The organism is Arsukibacterium sp., assembly GCF_036735525.1.
Classification (GTDB): Bacteria; Pseudomonadota; Gammaproteobacteria; order Enterobacterales; family Alteromonadaceae; genus Alishewanella.
In genome coordinates, this window is record NZ_DAINOE010000017.1 from 13,232 (window position 1) to 32,733 (window position 19,502).

At 48.3% G+C, this 19,502-nt stretch carries 13 protein-coding genes; 9 read left to right on the top strand and 4 right to left on the bottom strand.

Annotation, left to right across the window (positions count from 1 at the left end; all coding sequences use genetic code 11):
- Positions 1–36 precede the first annotated feature (36 nt).
- The 3 genes from rluD to clpB all read left to right on the top strand — a co-directional run bounded on the left by rluD (position 37) and on the right by clpB (position 4,438).
- The gene (gene rluD / locus V7D78_RS05305) at positions 37–1,011 is read left to right on the top strand and encodes a 23S rRNA pseudouridine(1911/1915/1917) synthase RluD (protein ID WP_333607395.1); all 975 of its coding nucleotides are present in this window, start codon (positions 37–39) and stop codon (positions 1,009–1,011) included.
- Positions 1,012–1,019: 8 nt separating this feature from the next.
- Positions 1,020–1,766: a peptidoglycan editing factor PgeF gene (pgeF, locus tag V7D78_RS05310; RefSeq protein WP_333607396.1), complete on the top strand. Its 747-nt coding sequence runs from the start codon at positions 1,020–1,022 to the stop codon at positions 1,764–1,766.
- Positions 1,767–1,858: 92 nt separating this feature from the next.
- Positions 1,859–4,438: an ATP-dependent chaperone ClpB gene (gene clpB / locus V7D78_RS05315; RefSeq protein WP_333607397.1), complete on the top strand. Its 2,580-nt coding sequence runs from the start codon at positions 1,859–1,861 to the stop codon at positions 4,436–4,438.
- Here the strand turns inward: clpB and V7D78_RS05320 are convergent.
- A complete protein-coding gene (locus V7D78_RS05320) occupies positions 4,435–4,881 on the bottom strand; it encodes a DUF4124 domain-containing protein (protein ID WP_333607398.1) in 447 nt (148 codons plus the stop codon). The genes clpB and V7D78_RS05320 overlap by 4 nt on opposite strands.
- A 63-nt stretch (positions 4,882–4,944) precedes the next feature.
- Here V7D78_RS05320 and pssA point away from each other — a divergent pair, with 63 nt between their 5' ends.
- The 3 genes from pssA (at position 4,945) to V7D78_RS05335 (ending at position 8,390) form a co-directional block, all read left to right on the top strand.
- The gene (gene pssA, locus V7D78_RS05325) at positions 4,945–5,835 is read left to right on the top strand and encodes a CDP-diacylglycerol--serine O-phosphatidyltransferase (protein ID WP_333607399.1); all 891 of its coding nucleotides are present in this window, start codon (positions 4,945–4,947) and stop codon (positions 5,833–5,835) included.
- Positions 5,836–6,072: 237 nt separating this feature from the next.
- Positions 6,073–7,662: a glutamate--cysteine ligase gene (gshA, locus tag V7D78_RS05330; protein ID WP_333607400.1), complete on the top strand. Its 1,590-nt coding sequence runs from the start codon at positions 6,073–6,075 to the stop codon at positions 7,660–7,662.
- An 89-nt stretch (positions 7,663–7,751) separates the two neighbouring features.
- Positions 7,752–8,390, top strand: a complete 639-nt coding sequence (locus V7D78_RS05335; RefSeq protein WP_333607401.1) for a transglycosylase SLT domain-containing protein — start codon at positions 7,752–7,754, stop codon at positions 8,388–8,390.
- On the opposite strand, the gene V7D78_RS05340 is transcribed toward V7D78_RS05335, so the two are convergent.
- Both V7D78_RS05340 and V7D78_RS05345 read right to left on the bottom strand, forming a co-directional pair.
- Entirely contained in the window at positions 8,368–9,531 is a 1,164-nt protein-coding gene (locus V7D78_RS05340; protein ID WP_333607402.1) for a chorismate mutase, read from the bottom strand. The genes V7D78_RS05335 and V7D78_RS05340 overlap by 23 nt on opposite strands.
- Before the next feature lie 183 nt (positions 9,532–9,714).
- Positions 9,715–12,075 carry a penicillin acylase family protein gene (locus V7D78_RS05345; RefSeq protein ID WP_333607403.1) on the bottom strand — a complete coding sequence of 787 codons (2,361 nt, stop codon included), beginning with the start codon at positions 12,073–12,075 and terminating at the stop codon, positions 9,715–9,717.
- A gap of 55 nt (positions 12,076–12,130) precedes the next feature.
- Between V7D78_RS05345 and V7D78_RS05350 the strand changes: the two genes are divergently transcribed.
- Positions 12,131–12,778, top strand: coding sequence for a cytochrome b/b6 domain-containing protein (locus tag V7D78_RS05350; RefSeq protein WP_333607404.1), 648 nt, complete (start codon positions 12,131–12,133; stop codon positions 12,776–12,778).
- A gap of 43 nt (positions 12,779–12,821) precedes the next feature.
- Here V7D78_RS05350 and V7D78_RS05355 read toward each other — a convergent pair whose 3' ends face one another.
- Entirely contained in the window at positions 12,822–13,271 is a 450-nt protein-coding gene (locus V7D78_RS05355; RefSeq protein WP_333607405.1) for a c-type cytochrome, read from the bottom strand.
- A gap of 131 nt (positions 13,272–13,402) precedes the next feature.
- On the opposite strand from V7D78_RS05355, the gene V7D78_RS05360 reads away from it, so the two are divergent.
- Together V7D78_RS05360 and V7D78_RS05365 are read left to right on the top strand one after the other, a co-directional pair.
- Complete coding sequence (locus tag V7D78_RS05360) at positions 13,403–16,375, top strand: bifunctional diguanylate cyclase/phosphodiesterase (protein WP_333607406.1); 2,973 nt, start codon at positions 13,403–13,405, stop codon at positions 16,373–16,375.
- Positions 16,376–16,393: 18 nt separating this feature from the next.
- The gene (locus tag V7D78_RS05365; RefSeq protein WP_333607407.1) at positions 16,394–19,495 is read left to right on the top strand and encodes an amidohydrolase family protein; all 3,102 of its coding nucleotides are present in this window, start codon (positions 16,394–16,396) and stop codon (positions 19,493–19,495) included.
- Positions 19,496–19,502: the final 7 nt, after the last annotated feature.

Genomic DNA, 19,502 nt, shown 5'->3' on the forward strand with positions numbered 1-19,502 from the left:
CTGGTTGGGGTTGCACACAGGATAACTGCTTCCGTCATGACAAAACAGATAAAACTTTCACAAATTGTACCTGACCATCTTTTTGGTAAGCGCTTAGATCAGGTTTTAGCCGAAATGTTCCCTGATTATTCACGCTCACGCATAAAAGATTGGATTCTGGCCGATGCTGTGCAAGTCAATCAGCAACTGGCCAATACGCCGCGCCAAAAAATGCTTGGCGGCGAGCAGGTTGATATACTCGCCGACACGCCGGAAGATCAGCGTTTTGAAGCAGAAGCTATAGATCTGAATATTGTTTATGAAGATGAGCATATTTTAGTGATCAATAACCCCGCCGGTTTAGTGGTTCATCCGGGCGCGGGTAATGCCGATGGCACCTTATTAAATGCGTTACTGCACCATTGCCCTGGTATTGCTGAAGTACCAAGGGCTGGCATAGTGCACCGGCTGGATAAAGATACTACTGGGCTGATGGTAATTGCCAAAACCATACCAGCGCAAACACACTTAGTGGATGCCATGCAAGCCCGTGAAATTACCCGTGAGTACGAAGCGGTCTGTTATGGCGCCATGACCGGTGGCGGTTTAATTAATGAGCCTATTGGCCGGCATTTAACCAAAAGAACCCAGATGGCGGTAAGCCCAGGTGGTAAACCTGCGGTAACCCATTACCGGGTTATGGAAAAATACCGAGCCCATACCCGGCTGCGTTTGCGTTTAGAAACTGGCCGTACACACCAAATCCGTGTTCATATGACCTTTATCAACCATTCGCTGGTGGGCGATCCTGTGTACGGCGGCCGGCCAAGACCACCGCGTAAAGCGGAAGAAAGCTTGATGGTATTAATGCGCAATTTTAAGCGTCAGGCGCTGCATGCCATTATGCTGCGCTTGGCTCACCCTATTACCAGTGAAATTCTTGAGTGGCATGCCCCCTTGCCGGATGACATGGTGCAATTGAATGCCGCGCTGCGTGCCGACACGCAGCAACATGGTTTGGATTATGTCTGAATGCGCTTATGCCTGAATTGATTATCCCAAACTGGCCTGATCTGCCGGGAATTAGCGCTGTTAGTTCCTGCCGGCTTGGTGGTGTATCAGAGGGGCTGCATGAGTCGCTTAACTTAGGCGATCATGTAGGTGATGATAAAGACGCGGTGTGGCAAAACCGGCAGCGTTTTGCGCAATTAGCACAAATGCCCGCAGCGCCGGTTTGGCTTAATCAGGTACATGGCACTCAGGTACTTTGCCTGTCACCCCAGACAGCATTCCCTCCATCAGGAACGGTCACTGCCGATGCTGCTTATAGCAATATGGCCGGGCGAGTGTGTACGGTCATGACCGCGGATTGCCTGCCGCTGTTAGTCCGTAGTGAGGCAGCTGATGAAGTGGCGGCGATTCATGCGGGTTGGCGTGGTTTGTTAGCCGGTGTCATTGAGCAAACGTTGCAGTGTTTTAGCGCTAAACCTCAGCAATTACAGGTATGGCTGGGACCCGCCATTGGGCCGAGCGCTTTTGCCGTGGGGTCTGAAGTACAGCAGGCCTTTGTTGCGCGTGCCGCTGTTAATCACAGTGCTTTTACTTTGGATGCACAAGGGCAGTGGCGGGCAGATTTATATCAACTGGCACGGCTGGTCCTGATGCAAGCTGGTGTCGAGCAGGTATATGGTGGGGACTACTGTACCTATACCGATAATAAGCGTTTTTTTTCCTACCGTCGTGATGGCCAGACCGGGCGTATGGCCTCTGCCATCTGGATTAGCTGATCTAAGTCAAATTTTTGACGTTTTCCTGCTTGAAATTGCAGCAAAGCCGCCCAATCTTAGAGTACATCAGCTTGTGCTTGTAGGAGAGCCCCATGCGACTAGACAAATTTACCAGTAAATTTCAGGAAGCCATTGCCGACGCGCAATCTTTAGCGCTGGGCCGTGATCAGCAATATATCGAGCCAGTGCATTTAATGTACGCCTTATTAAATCAGGAAGGCGGCACGGTACGGGAACTGTTAAATAAGCTGGCCATCAACTTTAATGAGCTGCGCTCTAAAGTCAGCCATGCGATTGAACGTTTACCCAAAGTTGAAGGCGATGCCGCCAATTTACAGTTGTCTGCGGCGTCGGCACAGTTATTACAACAATGCGATAAATTAGCTCAAAAGCGCAAAGATCAGTTTATTTCCAGCGAGCTGCTGGTATTAGCGGCTACTGAAGATAAATCTGAATTAGGCAATATTTTGCGTTTGCTTGGCATTAGCAAAGATAAAGTCAGTGCGGCCATTGAGCAGCTGCGGGCCGGTCAAAAAGTGGATGATGCCAATGCTGAGGATACCCGTCAGGCATTGACTAAATACACCATTGATTTAACTGCCAGAGCAGAAGCCGGCAAGTTAGATCCGGTGATTGGCCGTGATGAAGAAATCCGCCGCTGTATTCAGGTGCTGCAACGCCGTACTAAAAATAACCCGGTATTGATTGGTGAGCCTGGTGTTGGTAAAACTGCCATTGTCGAAGGGCTGGCGCTGCGTATCATTAACAAAGAAGTACCCGAAGGCTTGAAAGATAAGCGGGTATTGTCATTGGATATGGGCTCACTGCTGGCGGGTGCCAAATACCGCGGAGAGTTTGAAGAGCGCTTAAAAGCGGTGTTAAACGAACTGGCCAAAGAAGAAGGCCAGGTTATTTTATTTATTGATGAAATTCATACCATGGTGGGTGCAGGTAAAGCTGATGGCGCTATGGATGCCGGCAATATGTTAAAACCGGCGCTGGCCCGGGGTGAGCTCCATTGTTTGGGCGCCACCACTTTGGATGAATATCGCAAATATATCGAAAAAGATGCGGCATTAGAGCGGCGTTTTCAAAAAGTATTAGTTGAAGAGCCAAGTGTCGAAGACACCATTGCTATCTTACGTGGTTTAAAAGAACGCTATGAATTGCATCATGCGGTCGAAATTACTGATCCGGCGATAGTGGCGGCGGCAACCTTGTCTCATCGTTATGTTAGTGATCGACAATTACCGGACAAGGCTATTGATTTAATAGACGAAGCGGCGTCAAGTATCCGTATGCAAATGGATTCTAAGCCAGAAGAGCTGGATAGGTTAGAGCGTCGAATTATTCAGTTAAAGCTGGAAGATAATGCGCTGGCCAAAGAGTCTGATGAGGCCAGCAAAAAGCGGCGTGATAGTATTTTGGAGCAAATCCAAGAGCTGGAAATCCGCTACAACGAATTAGATGAGGTATGGGAGTCTGAAAAGGCGGCCTTGCAAGGTACCCAAAATATCAAAGCAGAATTAGAGCAGGCCCGGCTGGATTTAGAAGTGGCGCGCCGTGCCAGCGATTTGCAACGGATGTCAGAGTTGCAATATGGCCGCATACCAGAGCTGGAAAAGCGCCTTGATTTAGCCAGTCAGGCTGAGATGCAGGAGATGACACTGCTGCGCCATAAAGTCACAGAGCACGAGATTGCGGATGTGTTATCCAAATCAACCGGTATTCCGGTCAGTAAAATGCTCGAGGGTGAGCGCGATAAACTGCTAAGAATGGAGCAGGCCTTGCATGAAAAGGTCGTTGGGCAGCATGAAGCTGTCACCGCTGTGGCGCATGCTATTCGTCGCTCACGCGCAGGATTGTCAGATCCTAATAAACCTATTGGCTCTTTTTTGTTTTTGGGGCCAACAGGCGTAGGTAAAACCGAGTTAACCAAGTCGCTGGCAAACTTTTTATTTGACAGCCCCGATGCGATGGTACGCATTGATATGTCTGAGTTTATGGAAAAACATGCTGTGTCGCGTTTAGTGGGAGCGCCGCCGGGCTATGTCGGTTATGAAGAGGGGGGCTATCTGACCGAAGCGGTGCGGCGTAAACCTTATTCGGTTATTCTGTTGGATGAAGTTGAAAAAGCTCATCCGGATGTATTCAATATTTTATTACAGGTATTGGATGACGGACGACTGACCGATGGTCAGGGTAGAACTGTCGACTTTAAAAATTGTGTCATCATCATGACTTCAAATTTAGGCTCTGATTTGATTCAGGAGCATTACCGGGAGTTTGAGTATTTGCAAATGAAAGACATGTTGATGGAGGTGCTGGCAAAACAATTCCGGCCGGAGTTTTTAAACCGATTAGATGAAACCGTGGTGTTTCACCCGTTGGATACCAAGCAAATTCGCAAAATTGCCGGTATTCAGTTAGCACGTTTAACTGAACGTTTGGCGCAGCGTGATTACCAACTGCAGGTCAGTGAAGCGGCAATGGATAAACTGGCCGCGGTGGGGTTTGATCCCTTATTTGGTGCCAGACCATTAAAGCGGGCTATTCAGCACTATCTGGAAAACCCGTTGGCGCAAGTGCTGCTGCAAGGCACTATAGTGCCAGGTAGCCAGCTGAATATTGACCACGATGGTCAGCATTTTACTATTAATGGACTGCGCTAATCCGCCTGATGGCAATAGCGTTCCACTTGCGCCAGAGTCAAGGTTAATTGCTGCTGGCGCTCTTCTTCACTCAGCATCCGCAACAGCGATTGCTCAGTGGGTTTGACATAAAGCGTATTCGGGCCTTCTAGAAGGTCTTTGCGCTCTATTGCTTGCTGACAGAGTAGCGCTAACCGCTCATTAGCGGAGCGTATACTCTGTAAGGAGGCTGCTTTATTTGCTTTTGGGGGAGTTATACGAATAAGCTGGTAATCAGTAGCGTAGGGTTCTTGCTGGCTATAATGGGTGATGCCATTGCTGTCCTGCCAACGATAAATGCTTTGGGTTGCTGCGGGGCTTGCTGTGATGATAGCACCTAAAACAAGATAACTTAACCAAATACAACCTGCTGTTAAGTATCTTTGCATATCATAACTAAACGGCAATGTGCTTACTTTTGCCATAGTCCTATCCATGTTAAGGTATGTCCCTTATAATCAGTGTAATTCTTTTTTCAGAAGTTGCTTATGACAGACTTAAAAAATTCCGCTCAGGGCCCGCGCAAGGGTATATTTTTGTTGCCAAACCTGCTGACTACCGCAGGGTTGTTTTCAGGCTTCTTTGCCATAGTATCCTCAATGAATGGGAAGTTTGAGGCGGCTGCTGTAGCCATCTTTGTGGCGATGATTTTTGATGGTCTCGATGGTCGGGTGGCGCGCCTTACTAATACCCAAAGTGAGTTCGGTGCCCAGTACGACAGTATGTCTGATATGTTGTCCTTTGGTGTAGCCCCTGCGTTGGTGGCTTATAACTGGGGGCTGGCCGATTTAGGCAAGTTTGGCTGGTTGGCGGCTTTTGTGTTTGTCGCATGTGCCGCACTGCGGCTGGCGCGTTTTAACGCTAACCTTAGTGTTACCGATGGCCGGTTTTTTCAGGGCTTAGCCAGTCCGGCCGCCGCTGCTATCATTGCCGGTATGGTATGGACCGGCTCTGTTTATCAGGTCGATGGTGATAATCTGGGTTATCTGGTGGGTATATTGACCATTGTGACGGGTTTACTGATGGTCAGTAACTTCCGCTATAACTCCTTTAAAGATCTGAACTGGCGCGATCGAGTGTCATTTTTGGCTATCTTGCGTGTTGTGTTGGTGTTTGTTGTCATTGCTGCCCGCCCGGCAGAAATGTTATTTGGTATATTCTTTATCTACGCTTGTTCAGGCCCGGTGACCACTATCCGCAGTGTTAGAAAACTAAAACTGGAACATGTGGTGGGCGATGCCACTGAGGCAGATTTTGCTGATGATTTAGCAGACGAGCCATCAACTGCAGCTGAGGTTATCAACGACGATGGCGTCACGACTGCCGAAAAGCCAGAAGTGTCAGCTGAAGAGAACCGTGCAGATAACAAACCGTCTTGATGCTTGAAGCATCACTATAAGTAAAAAAGCCGGTTTTTACCGGTTTTTTTTAATCGGCAAAACTTTTGTTCAGGCTGCGCAATGGCAAGTTTAGCCTGAGCTAGTGGATAAAATCCGGCTACTCGTCTCAAAAAGGGATTGTTGATTCGTTTTTTGCACGTTAAATTATGCCACCGACTTGTGTTTTTAAGCTCAGCCCCAATCTGTATCGGCATAAACAGCTAAAAAGGAATCTCCTTGACTGATCATCTACAGCAACGTCTGGCCCAGCTAAGTGCTGCAGGGCAGCTTAAAAGTATTCGGGGTATCAGGCGAGGTATTGAGCGTGAAACACTCAGAGTCAATGCCGATGGCTCACTGGCGCAAACACCGCACCCTAAGGCATTAGGGGCGGCCTTAACTCACCCGTGGATCACCACGGATTTTTCCGAATCGCTGCTGGAGTTTATTACGCCGGCTACTGACAACATTGATACTACACTGGCGCAACTGGCTGATATTCATCGCTTTACGATGCAGCATTTGGGAGCTGAGCAACTCTGGCCTGCCAGCATGCCTTGCTATATTGCCGATCAGCAGCAGATCCCTTTAGCGCAATATGGCAGTTCAAATGTCGGCCGGATGAAAACCCTGTACCGGCAAGGTTTAAAACGGCGATATGGCAGTATGATGCAGGCCATCAGCGGTGTGCATTTTAATTTTTCCTTGCCAGACAGTTTTTGGCAAGCCTATCAGCCGTTGCTGCAGGATAAACGCCCTAAACAGGATTTTATTTCAGCGCAATATTTGGCGCTTATTCGCAATTACAAACGCTATGCCTGGCTTATTGTATATTTATTTGGTGCTTCACCGGCGATGTGCCGTTCTTTTATGGAGGGGCGTAGTAGCCGTTATGATTTTCAGGTGTTGGGTAAAGGCTCTTGTTATTTACCTTATGCTACCTCGCTTCGCATGAGTGATTTAGGCTATACCAACAGTGCCCAATCTAGTTTATCGATTACTTATAATAGCTTACCTGAGTATATTCAGGCGCTGCATGCCGCTGTAAGCCAACCTTCCGCTGAGTACGCCAATATAGGGGTGAAAACAGCCGAGGGTTATCAGCAGTTAAATGGCAATGTGTTGCAAATAGAAAACGAATTTTATTCCACCATCAGGCCCAAGCGGACTACCCTAAGTGGTGAACGGCCAACCTGCGCGCTAATGAAGCGGGGGGTTGAATACATCGAAGTGCGGGCATTAGATGTGAACCCGTTTAGCAGCATTGGTATTAGTGCAGAGCAGATGTATTTTCTGGATGTATTTTTGCTTTACTGTTTGTTACAAGACAGCCCTGAGCTGAATGCCGGGCAGCAAACGCAAACCGAAGTTAACTTAAAAAAAGTGGTGACTGATGGTCGCAGGCAAAATCTGGAGCTGCTGCAAGATGGTCAGCCACGGCTAATGCTTGATTGGGCTGAGCAGTTATTTGCTGAAATGATGCCCATAGCCAGTTGGCTGGATGCGGCCTATGAAACCGATAAGTATCAGGCTGCCATCAAGCAATTTTACCTGTGCTTGCTTGACCCGGCGCAAACTTATTCCGGGCGGCTGCTGGGGCAATTACTGGCCACTCAGCAAGACAATGGCCCTTTTATGCTGCGCTTATCAAAGCAATATCGTGAGCAATTACTGACAGAACCTTACCAATATTATTCTGCTGAGCAATTTATTGACGCTTCAGCGCAATCGCTGTTGCAGCAAGACGAGATAGAAGCCGCAGATAGTCTGAGCTTTGAGCAATATATTGCTGATTATTTTGCTGAGGTGCCGGTTTGTGAGCAGTAAAAAAACGGCTAGCGTTAGCTAGCCGTAAAGGAGAGTCCAAGGAAAACAAAATCTTGGTTGAATCCATTCCTGCTGTTAGAATCGATTAAATGAGAAAAGTTCCATACATAAAAAAAACCGGGCAATGGCTGTTGGCACTGATACTGGGTGTTAGCCTTGTCAGTTGCAGCACCGCGCCGCCGCAAGATGTGAGCAATATCTGCGAAATTTTTAAAGAACACCGTTCCTGGTACAAAGCCGCCGCCGCCACCCGTGATAAATGGGGGGTGCCCATTGCTATTCCGATGAGTTTTATGTATCAGGAAAGCAGTTTCCGCCATAACGCTAAGCCTCCAATGCGTTATTTCCTCGGTATTATCCCTTATGGCCGCGCCAGCTCTGCCCGTGGTTATTCGCAAGCGAAAACACCTACCTGGGATGACTATGTGAAAGATACCGGTCGGCGCTTTGCTAATCGTGGCAATTTTGCTGATGCCATGGATTTTATTGGCTGGTATATTGACAAAACGCATCAGGTGAACAAGATTGCCAAAACCGATGCTTACAACCTTTATCTTAACTACCATGAAGGGTGGGGCGGCTATCGGCGTGGCACGCATCGTAACAAAGCCTGGCTTATTTCCACCGCCAGACGGGTAGATGACAGAGCTAAAATGTATAGCAGTCAGTTACCCGCCTGTGAAAAGCAGTTACAACGCGGTTGGTTTATGCGCCTGATCCTGGGGTAAGCCTGGTAGGGCTGACATCATCACTGGGGTAGCAGCCTAACACTTTAATAAAGCGCGTGATTTTATGTAGTTCTTCCAGTGCCCGGGTCATCGCATAATCATGCACATTGGCTAATACATCGATATAAAACATTTCTTCCCAGGGGTTACCCGGTATTGGCCGAGATTCCAGCTTGCCCATGCTGATACCATGCTGCTTTAATACTAAGAGTGCATCTACCAGCGCACCAGGTTGCTGGCCGGTGTACATGATAAAGGTGGTTTTCGCCGGCAGCGCTTTGTCCACGGCGACACTTTTACGGGCAACCACAATAAAGCGGCTGACGTTATCTTTTTGGTTGGCCAGATCCCGGGTCAGAACCTCCAACCCATACAATTTACCGCCGTCTTCGCCGCCAATGGCGATCCTGGTCGGATCCTGCGCACTGGCAACTTTGGCAAAAGCGGCCGAAGAGCTGTCGCAATAATCAATTTTCACCTCGGACAAGCCCAGTAAAAATTGGCTGCATTGTGCAATCACCTGCGGATGAGCAGATACCTGACGTACCTGAGTTAAATCTGTACCGGGTATGCCCAATAAGCAATGATCGATAGGATGGGTCAGTTCACCAACAATAGACAGGCGGGTATGTTGCAGTAAGTCATAAACTTCATTAATCGAGCCTGAGGAGGTGTTTTCAATTGGTAACAGCGCAAAATCGGCATGGCCGCTTTCTACTGAACGCACTATGTCGTTAAAGCTGTCACAGCCCAGTTCAATGATACGCTCTGCCCGGCGTGTAAAATATTTTTGTGTTGCCCAATAGCTGTAAGAACCTTTGCCCCCCAAAAATGCCACACGAACAGCAGGTTCACTGGCACCGTTTAACTCAGCCTGAATTTTGGCTTGTTGTTGCAGCACTGAATCTTCAATAATCACATGGTACAGCCGCGTGATGTATTGCGCATCCAGTGCCAGCGGCTTACCTTTATCAATCAGAGATAACAACAATTGCTGTTCACGTTGTTGATCGCGGATCGGTTTATTTTGTGCCTGTTTAGCTTCAGCGACGGCCAGCGCCAGTTGCCGGCGCTTTGCCAGTAAGCTCAGCAATTGTTGATCAGTGTCACTGATCGCATTACGAATGTCATCAAGTTGCATAGTCTGTTCTCTGCATGTCAGGTAAAGGCATTTCGGCAAAAAAAAACCTCCCGCGAGGGGAGGCTTTTGCTGTTGGTGCACGCACGCTCAGCTACCTCCCATTCAGGGTGGTAAAGCTAAAAAAGCACACGGTGCGATTTTGTCTATTCATACCTGTACCTTAATCCGTCTGGATGGCTAAAGTCAAGGGGCCGGCACTAATCTTAGTTGATATTTTTTTGGGCCGGGTAAAAAGGGCAAGGGTACCTCATTTAACCAGTAAGCATGATCAGCCCGATAAAAAGGTGACAATGGGTGGCCAGATTGCCCGGCAGGGATGGTTAACATGCCAAGTTGCTCATGGCCAGGAGCAACCACCATACGTTGTGATTGGCCAAAACTGCTATGTTGTACTCTGGGCATATGGCTATCACCAGCCAGCGCTTGCTCAGGCATATTCAACCACCCACCCAGTACAGGCACTGCCTGACTGAGCGGATGGCGGATTTTTGCCTGATTAAGCTGCGCATACTGAGGCATGTCATCGCTGTCGGCTTTGATGTTGGTTAATTGCTTTAATCTGCTCAAGGAATTCACGATGGCCGCATCTAATAATTCTTCATAACTGTTAAAGCCTTCTGGCAAGGTATCGCTGCGTCGTTGTTGCAGTATGGCCCACATTGGGGTTTCCATTGAATACTTTAAATCGCCACTGCGACTGCCATACTGCTCCAGATACGCCGACAATGGCGCAAATTGCAAGCGCAGTAATTCTTGTCTGAATGCCCGCACCAGCGGATATCCCACCGCATCCGGGCTCGCGGCGTCGCTGCTTTGCAGTAAGTGTTGTCGGTAAGTGCTTAGTGCCATAGCGCTGACTTTGTCGTCAGTCAGATGATCCAATAGCAGTTGTTGCCAACGCGCCAAAAATAGCGCCCTGTGATCTAACATGATTTGATGCAGACCTTGTTCATCCCACTGCGGCTGGGCAAAGAGTGCATCGCGGATTTGTTGTGCTCTGGCCCCTAAATCATAACCGCCATTGCCCAGATGTTGATACTCTTCACCACCCACCACTTTGGCATTGGCAGTCCAAAGCCTGCCCGATGGCGGATTAACTAATTGCGGGTGGTCGACTCTGGTAATAGGGCGCTGCCATTGTGGCTCGGCCAACGTCCAATGCTGCGGGCTGTCCCAGGGATTAGCCTGACGCTCAGGTATCACACCCATAATGGTCCAGCCAATATTACCCTGGCTATCGGCTACAAGGAGGTTTTGTGCCGGTATACCTGTGTCGGGAGCCAAGGCCAGGGCATCATTAACACTGTATATCTGCTCTAACTTTAACAGCTTGAAATTAACTGCGTAAGGCTGATAAGCCACCCAGCGCAGTGCATATAGCTTGCCATCTGCAAAGCTGACGGTAGGCCCCCAGTGGGTTTCGACTAGTTGCAGGCTGTGATCGGGCGCATTTTTTACCTTGATACTTTGATAATGATATTGCAGAGGTTGCCAGCCTTGCTCTGTCATGTATTGCTTACCATCAGCAGAGAGTTCAAGTTGAATTAAATCATGCCAGTCAGCGGTACTGTTGGTAAAACCCCATGCCAGCTGGCCATTTGAGCCTACCACTATTGCCGGTGTACCCGCCAGGCTTAAGCCGGTAATTTGTTGCCATTGCCCGCTATCGCGCCAATTGAGCTGGGCTTTATACCAAATGCCCGGCACCCGTTGGCTCAGATGCATATCATTCGCCACTATAGCCGCACCATGGGGGCTTAAGCTGCCTGCTACCGCAAAATTATTGCTGCCTAAATCTACCGCATCTACCGGATCGCAATCTTCGCAGTCGCCATTCAGCCGCAGTTGCTTAGGGTAAGCTGACAGTGGCATGGGCAATGCGTCCAGCTGGCTGTTATCAATGGCAGCTTGCCAGTCGCTGCTATGTTGTTGTAAAAACGCAAACCACTCCGGGGTTACCGCGTTTTGCAGCAGGCCCATGGCATAGTCGTCCCTTCCTGCCTTGCCTTGTAAATCCAGATACATACTAAACAAAACTAGTATCGAGTCTGTTTCCTGCCAGGGCTGTGGTGTTTGTCGTAGCAGGCTATATTCAAAAGGAACAAGTCGTAGGCTGTCTAAACCATCGTTTACGCCGCGGGCATAAGCACTGAGTATGGCCAGCTCAGAGGTCGGCATCTGCTCAAGTAACAGTTCGGCGCGTTGTCTGAATCTGTGCTGTCGCCGCTCGATATCTGTTGATAAAGCGAGCTGGCCAAACAGCTCCGCCAGTTCGCCTGCAGCATTACGCCGACTTAAATCCATTTGAAAAAAACGCTCTTGCGCATGACCAAAGCCTAAACCATAAGCTGCATCGGCCCTGTCGGCAGCGCGTACTGTAAGATAGCCAAGCTGATCGCGCTCCAGCGTCACCGGATTAGCAACGGCGGCAGCGATTTCACCCTGATATTGGGGTAAGCTGAGTCGCAGCATGCCATATATAAATGCACATACCAGCAGTGCCAAGCCAAACAATGTCAGCAGCAGAGTATTGATTATTTTCATTTTTAGTTGCCGATGATATAAAATCAAAAGGTTAGCATAAGATAAGGAAAGCTCAATGCCTGAAAAAATCAGAGTATGGGACAGCGCTGTAAGGTTTTTCCACTGGAGTCAACTACTGTTGCTGGTAGCGTTGTGGTACACCGGCTCAGAAGGCTATATCGCCATTCATCAATTATTAGCCTACAGTTTAGCGGCCATTATTATCTGCCGGCTGCTGTGGGGGGTTATCGGCAGTCAAACTGCCAGGTTTCGCCACTTTGCCGCCTCACCTGTTAAAGCTATCACCTATATACGCCGGCCTTACCCGGTAGTGGGGCATAATCCGGCGTCATCCTATATGATTTTTACCTTGTTGATACTGGTAATCTTACAGTTACTCTCAGGTCTGGCGACCTTTGACAACAGTTATATGAGTGACGGCCCGCTGGTGGCTTACCTTAATAGTGACTGGGTTAAACTGGCATCAGATTTTCACACATTAAATATTGATATCATTATAGGGTTGAGTGTGATTCATGCCGGTTTTGCGCTGTGGCACAGTTTCAGGCATGACAATGTGCTGGCGACGATACTTACCGGAAGAGGCAGCTTCGATGCGCCGGAACCAGGATTTAAGCCCGCGTGGATTTATTTTGTGCTGTTGGGGCTGCTATTAATAGTGTTGTGGTTTTGGCAGGGCAAAACCTTGTTTGCCCTGATGTAAACCAAGCTGATTAACAGGCTGACTTAAAAAATAGTCAGCCTGGTTAGTTTTTGTAGTTATCGTGGCAGGCTTTGCAGTTACGCGCATAATTGCCGAAAGCCCGTCTGATAGCTGCTTGCTCACCACTGTCGGCTGCGACTTTAAGGGCCGCTGCGTCGGCAGCCAGTTTTTCACCGAGTTCAGTAAAATCAGCCATGTTTTGCCACACCGCGGCTTTGGCATCACCACCGCCTTGTTCCGTACCTGCTACCTTAAAGGCTTCCCATGGCAAAGTAGACACCAGTGCCAGCGCATCAGCGCGGCGCTTAATACGGGCGTCGTCCCATTCAATATTGCCTTGCACCATATCGCGAATATCCAGCATATTATGACGAATTAGCTGAAAGCTGGCTTGGCGGTACTTAACGGCTTCAGCCGCATCGGTGAAGGCGGTGCTGGCGGTTGCCAGACCACTTAAGCTAAGCAGCAGGGTTGAGATTAGGGCTTTTTTCATATTGTTGATTCTCATTTGTTGGAATAGCGTGCAATAATGGTAATGTAGTTAATCATAAATGTTTAGTGAATTACACAAGCATAGACCCTTAGCTGGCTAGGGTTAACCACTGATATTAGCAGGATGTCTGATTGAATGATGCAACTTATTCTACACCAACAGGGATGAACTCACTGGGCCTTAAGTTTTCAGTGGTGGTGTTTTTAGCGATGTTTATTGCTGGAAGCTTAGTAGCTTATGTTGCGCTTTGGCTGCAACAAAGCGTGCAATTGTCACAACAACATCAAGCCATTGAACGTACCACCCAAAACTATGTGCAGCATTTTGATTCTTTTCTACAACAAAAAGAACTGGCGGCCATTGCAGCTAATCAGGTGGTGAGCCGGGCGCTGCAGAACGGTGTGACTTCAGCTTCAGCCAATCTACCGCGGTCAGCCGATGGTAGTGTGCGCCAGCATGATGATTTTTCTGCGGCCTTTATTCCAGCCAGCAACTACAACAGGCGTACTGCGGCATTAATGCAAAATACCGCGGCTTTATGGCAGCATTTGTCCCCCCTAATGTTGCAGCATGACTTTTTTAATTTCTATTTTATTTCAACTGACCAATTTGTTCGCACGACACCTGCGGATTGGGCGCTGGCGCTTACTGCAGATTTTAATGTCGATGCTTTACCTTCGTTCAAACTGGCTGGCCCGGAACGAAATCCTGTCAGATTACCCAAATGGACGCCAGTTTACTATGATGAACTTTGGCAACGTTGGCTGGTAACGCTGGTAGTGCCGGTGTACGTCAACAATGAGTTTATTGGTATCACCGGCAGCGACTTTGAACTGGGTAAGCTATTGGCCACTACCTTTAATGCGCATGACTGGAGCCCACATAATCGCCTTGTGGTTTTTGATCAGGAAGGACAAATATTACAGTTGCCTTCTAGGCGAAATGCTCCGCCTGCCAGACAGGATGCAGCACAAAGTCAGCCATATGGTGCCTTAGCAATACAGCAATATGCAAAACAACTGGCTAACACACCGAGGCAACAGCAAGATCAGCTGGCACAGCCGGATGACTTTCTGGTGTCGGCATTACCTATTCCAAAATTAAAATGGTATGGCTTGGTCTATACCGAAAAAAGCCAGGTATTGGATGGCTTAAGCCAATTCCGATCTAAATTGATTAGCTTCTATCTGGTGATGGCCATTTTAATTGCGGTGTTGCTGCAAGTGTTCAGTTATCAGTTTTTTTTGAAACGAATTAACCGGCTGGCAGGGGCTGTGCACAGACTCAGTCGTGGGGATATTGCGCCTGTTCCACTGGATGATAATAAAGATGAAATTGGTATGCTCAATCGCGCTTTTACCGGGATGTCACGTGAAATTGCCGATCTGGTAACAGGATTAAATGCCAAAATCTCTGAAAAAGAGCAGGCTGAGCGATCTGCGCGCAAGCTAAGCAAGGCGGTGTCATTTTCCAGCTCGGGAATAGTTATAACCGATCAGTATTTGCAAATTGAATACCTTAACCCCTTTATACTTGACATGATTGCGGGCGATGAGCAAAGTTTAGTATCAACACTACTGATTAATTTATTTGCTGAAGAAATGCAGCAAGTAGGCACTAATATTGTACAAACGCTAAACGAGAGACAGCATTGGCGGGGTGATATGTTGTTGCAACATCAGCAACAAAGCCAGCATCAGATTTGGGTGTCTTTGGCCATAGCACCGATTCGGGATGACAAAGGCACTGTAACGAATTATGTGTGCGCCATGCAGGATATTTCCTTTATCAAGCAAAGCCAGAAACAAATGGAACAACTGGCGTATTACGATGTGTTAACAGGCTTGGCTAATCGTAGTTATTTTCGTGATCAACTGCGTAAATCCATCGCCATGTCGCACCGCGGATATTATAACTTTGCGCTGCTGTACTTCGACTTAGATGAGTTTAAACGGATAAATGATACCTTAGGTCATGATGCCGGTGACGAGCTATTAAAAGAAGTTGCCCGGCGTTTAACTTCTCGATTACGTGAAGAAGATACCATAGCCCGGCTCGGTGGCGATGAGTTTGCCGTGATTTTAAGTGGCATTAAAGATCGCCATCAGGCGTCACAAATTGCCCAGAATTTACAACAGGCCTTTCATGCACCAGTGAAATTAGGTACCCATGATGTCTCTATAAGTGCCAGCATTGGTATTACGGTAGCGCCGGAAGATGCATCAGAAGAAGAACTATTGTTAAAACACGCCGACTTAGCCATGTACGAAGCTAAAGCCCGCGGCAAAAACACCTTTCATTTTTTCAGTCAGGATTTAAATGATGCGGCTAACGAACGGCTGCAAATTGAAAACTTGCTGCGGGAGGCGATAAGAGAGCAGCAGTTCTTATTGTACTATCAACCTAAGCTGGATATTCGCAGCAATACCATTATTGGCTATGAAACGCTGATCCGTTGGCTCAGGCCCGATAATACGCTTATTCCGCCGCAGCGCTTTATCCCTGTGGCAGAAAGTACCGGTTTAATCGTGCAAATCGGTGAATGGATTATTCTGGAAGCCTGTCGCTTTTTGGCGCGGCAACATAGCCGTGGTTATGCGGTGACACTAGCGATTAATTTATCGGTCAGACAATTTACCGATCAGGATTTACCGAAAACCGTGGATCGTATTGTCAAGCGAACAGGGGTCGATCCGGCGTTTTTAATCTTCGAAATCACCGAAAGTATGTTGATGGGAGACACCGATGCGGCTGTTAACCAGTTAAATCAGTTAAAACGCCTCGGCGTCACTTTATCTATTGACGACTTTGGTACAGGCTATTCATCGTTAAGTTATTTAAAACGTTTCCCAGTGGATGAACTGAAAATTGATCGTTCTTTTGTTAAAGATATACCGGATGATCAAAATGACATGGATATTGTCGCCGCTATTATCGCCATGGCTCAAAAAATGAACATGCGTGTTGTAGCCGAAGGGGTAGAAACCGCAGCCCAACTGGAGTTTTTAAAGAAAAACGCTTGTGACCAGGTGCAAGGCTATTACTTCAGTATGCCCCTGGCCGAGCAAGAATTAAGCCGGTTAAACTTTACTATTAATACCTAATACAACCAGGAATCATTTATGATGTTAGCTCGCCTGTCGATGCTCAGCGCGGCACTGCTTAGTGCTGTCAGCGTTTATAGTGTGGCGGATCAAACCACACCACAGCTTGGGATCCGTGACAAAACCCCTAATTTGCTAGCCCTGACCAATGCCACTGTTACCACCGAACCCGGCAGCCAGTTAACTGGCGCCACTATTTTAATCCGGGACGGTAAAATTGAAGCGGTAAACCTTAATAGCACTGTGCCTGCCGGTTATCAGCAACTGGATTTAAGCGGCCATTATGTGTATGCCGGCTTTATTGATGCCTATTCAGATTATGGCATCCCCATGGTCAGTGCCCCTGCTACTAGTAATAACCGACCTCAATACGAGAATGAACGGGTCGGCGGCAATGCCAGTAATGATGCCATTCATGCGCAGCAGCGTTGGGTTAGCCACTTTAAGCCTGATGCCAAAGCCGCAACTGAGCTGACAAAGCTGGGTTTTACCACAGTGCAAACTGGCCGTCAGGATGGTATTTTTGCCGGCACCTCGTTGGTCACATCGCTTGGTCAGGGAATTGCTAACGAGCTGGTATTAAAAGCGGATAGCGCCCAGTTTATGTCTTTTTCAAAAGGCAGTTCGCGCCAGAGTTACCCGTCATCATTAATGGGTAGTATGGCGCTTATCCGGCAAACCTTGTCAGATGCCAATTGGTATCAAAGTGCCAGTGGCATCAGCAATGCCACCATTAACGGCCAACCAGTCGAATTTAACGCAGCGCTGGCGGCACTAAATGGCCTTAATCGTCAGGGCATACTCTTTGATACCACGGATGAACGCTCTTTATTGCGCGCCCATCACTTGCTGTCAGAGTTTGAGCTAAACAATGTCATTTTACTGGGCTCGGGTTATGAGTATGCCCGGCTGGAGCAAATAAAAGCCACTGGCAGGCCAATATTGCTGCCGCTTAATTTCCCGGCGGCACCTGGCGTGCAATTAGCCGAACAACAACTGGATGTCAGCCTGGCCGATTTACGGCATTGGGAGCGGGCACCGGCTAACCCGGCTGCATTAGCCGCGCAGGGCGTAAAGTTTGCACTAACCAGCCACGGTTTAGAGAAAAAATCGAACTTTTTACCTAATTTACGCAAGGCCGTTCAGCATGGCTTGAGCACTGAGCAAGCGTTAGCGGCATTAACCACAGTACCGGCGGAGTTACTAGGTTTGTTAGCAATGCTGGGCAAGGTAGCGCCGGGTTATCAGGCCGATTTAGTGATTAGCCGTGGCGATCTTTTTGCCGATGGTGAAATTGTTGCCACCTGGTTGCGTGGTAAGCCAGAGCAGTTTTCGCCCATAGCGCATGCCCGCTTTGCCGGCAGCTATGCCCTGCCGTTTAATGAGTTAACCCTAAAGGTAGTTCTGCAAGGGGCTGATGAAAAACTTAAGGGGGAAGTGCAACTGGCAGATAAAAAAATCAGCCTGAAACATGTCAGTGCCACGAACCAGCAATTACAGTTTAGCTTGCCGTTAAAAGAGTTAACCGAACAAGTGGCTGTTGCTCAGTTTAGCGGTGTGCTGCGTGACAATACCTTAACGGGTCACTGGATATTCGCCAGTGGTGAGCAGCAAGCACTCAGTGTACAGCGTCAGCAGACTGATGAGGCTGAGAAACCGAAGAAATCGCCGCAAGCGCCGGTTTTGGTGTCTAAGCTGACCTATCCAAACCGGGCATTTGGTCTGGCGCAGCAACCAAAGCAGCAAGACGTGCATATTAAAAACGCCACTATCTGGACCGCATCTGATGCTGGTGTGCTGTACAACACCGATATGCTGGTACGCAACGGTAATATTACCCAGTTGGGACAAAATCTCAGTACGCCACGGGGTGCCACTGTGATTGATGCCACTGGATTACACCTGACACCGGGCATTATTGATGAGCATTCACACATTGCTACCGAGCAGGGAGTCAACGAGGGCAGCCATGCCAATACGGCAGAGGTTCGTTTAGGTGATGTAGTAAACCCGGATGATATTAATATTTACCGTGGTTTAGCTGGCGGTGTTACCACAGTGCAATTGCTGCACGGCAGTGCTAACCCTATTGGCGGACAGGCACAAATTCTCAGTTTACGCTGGGGTAGTGATGCTAAGGGGATGAAATTTAAACAGGCCCCGCCCAGCATTAAGTTTGCTTTGGGTGAAAACGTTAAACAATCGAACTGGGGCGCGCAATTTAGCAGCCGTTACCCGCAAACCCGCATTGGTGTGGAAAGCTTTATTCGTGATAATTTTCAGGCCGCCAAAGAGTATCAGGCGGCCTGGCAGGCCTATAACCGGCTGTCACGGCGTGAGCAAGGCCGCACTTTAGCTCCCCGGCGTGATTATCAGCTGGATACGCTGGTCGAGATCCTTGAAGGCAAGCGGCATATCCATACCCATTCGTATGTTGCCTCTGAAATTTTGATGCTGATTGCGCTGGCCGATGAAATGGGCTTTAAGGTAAATACCTTTACCCATATTCTGGAAGGTTATAAGGTGGCCTCAGAAATGAAAGCCCATGGTGCATCGGTCTCGACCTTTGCCGACTGGTGGGGTTTTAAAATGGAAGTGAATGACGCTATTCCGACCAATACCTGCTTGATGCATGAGCAAGGCTTAGTGGTGGGGGTTAACTCAGATGATCCGGGCTTATTACGCCGGTTAAATCAGGAAGCGGCTAAATCCGCTATGTATTGCGGTATGGATGAGCATGAAGCACTGAAGATGGTGACCCTTAACCCGGCAAAACAGCTGAAAATTGACGATAAAGTCGGCAGCATAGTCGTGGGTAAACAAGCCGATTTTGTGCTGTGGGATGCGCATCCGTTATCGGTATATAGCATGGTGCAGCAAACCTGGATTGCCGGTGCCCGTTACTTTGATCGTGCTGCAGATTTACAAGCGCGTGAGCAACAGCAACAAGAACGCTTACAGCTTATTCAGCAGGTGCTGACTGCGGGCGACGCTGCCCGGCAGGGCAACAGCAACGGCTATAAGCAAGATGAGCCCATCTGGCACTGTGAAGATCATCATGACTGGTTACAACTGCGTTTTGGCGCCGGTAATCTTTTACATGATCATGGCGCGCTTTAAGGAGTAG

Coding starts and splice junctions, on each gene's coding strand:
- V7D78_RS05320 (WP_333607398.1), bottom strand. CDS start 4,881: ATGGCAAAAGTAAGCACATTGCCGTTTAGTTATGATATGCAAAGATAC.
- V7D78_RS05345 (WP_333607403.1), bottom strand. CDS start 12,075: ATGAAAATAATCAATACTCTGCTGCTGACATTGTTTGGCTTGGCACTG.
- V7D78_RS05355 (WP_333607405.1), bottom strand. CDS start 13,271: ATGAAAAAAGCCCTAATCTCAACCCTGCTGCTTAGCTTAAGTGGTCTG.
- clpB (WP_333607397.1), top strand. CDS start 1,859: ATGCGACTAGACAAATTTACCAGTAAATTTCAGGAAGCCATTGCCGAC.
- rluD (WP_333607395.1), top strand. CDS start 37: ATGACAAAACAGATAAAACTTTCACAAATTGTACCTGACCATCTTTTT.
- V7D78_RS05335 (WP_333607401.1), top strand. CDS start 7,752: ATGAGAAAAGTTCCATACATAAAAAAAACCGGGCAATGGCTGTTGGCA.
- V7D78_RS05340 (WP_333607402.1), bottom strand. CDS start 9,531: ATGCAACTTGATGACATTCGTAATGCGATCAGTGACACTGATCAACAA.
- V7D78_RS05365 (WP_333607407.1), top strand. CDS start 16,394: ATGATGTTAGCTCGCCTGTCGATGCTCAGCGCGGCACTGCTTAGTGCT.
- pgeF (WP_333607396.1), top strand. CDS start 1,020: ATGCCTGAATTGATTATCCCAAACTGGCCTGATCTGCCGGGAATTAGC.
- pssA (WP_333607399.1), top strand. CDS start 4,945: ATGACAGACTTAAAAAATTCCGCTCAGGGCCCGCGCAAGGGTATATTT.
- V7D78_RS05350 (WP_333607404.1), top strand. CDS start 12,131: ATGCCTGAAAAAATCAGAGTATGGGACAGCGCTGTAAGGTTTTTCCAC.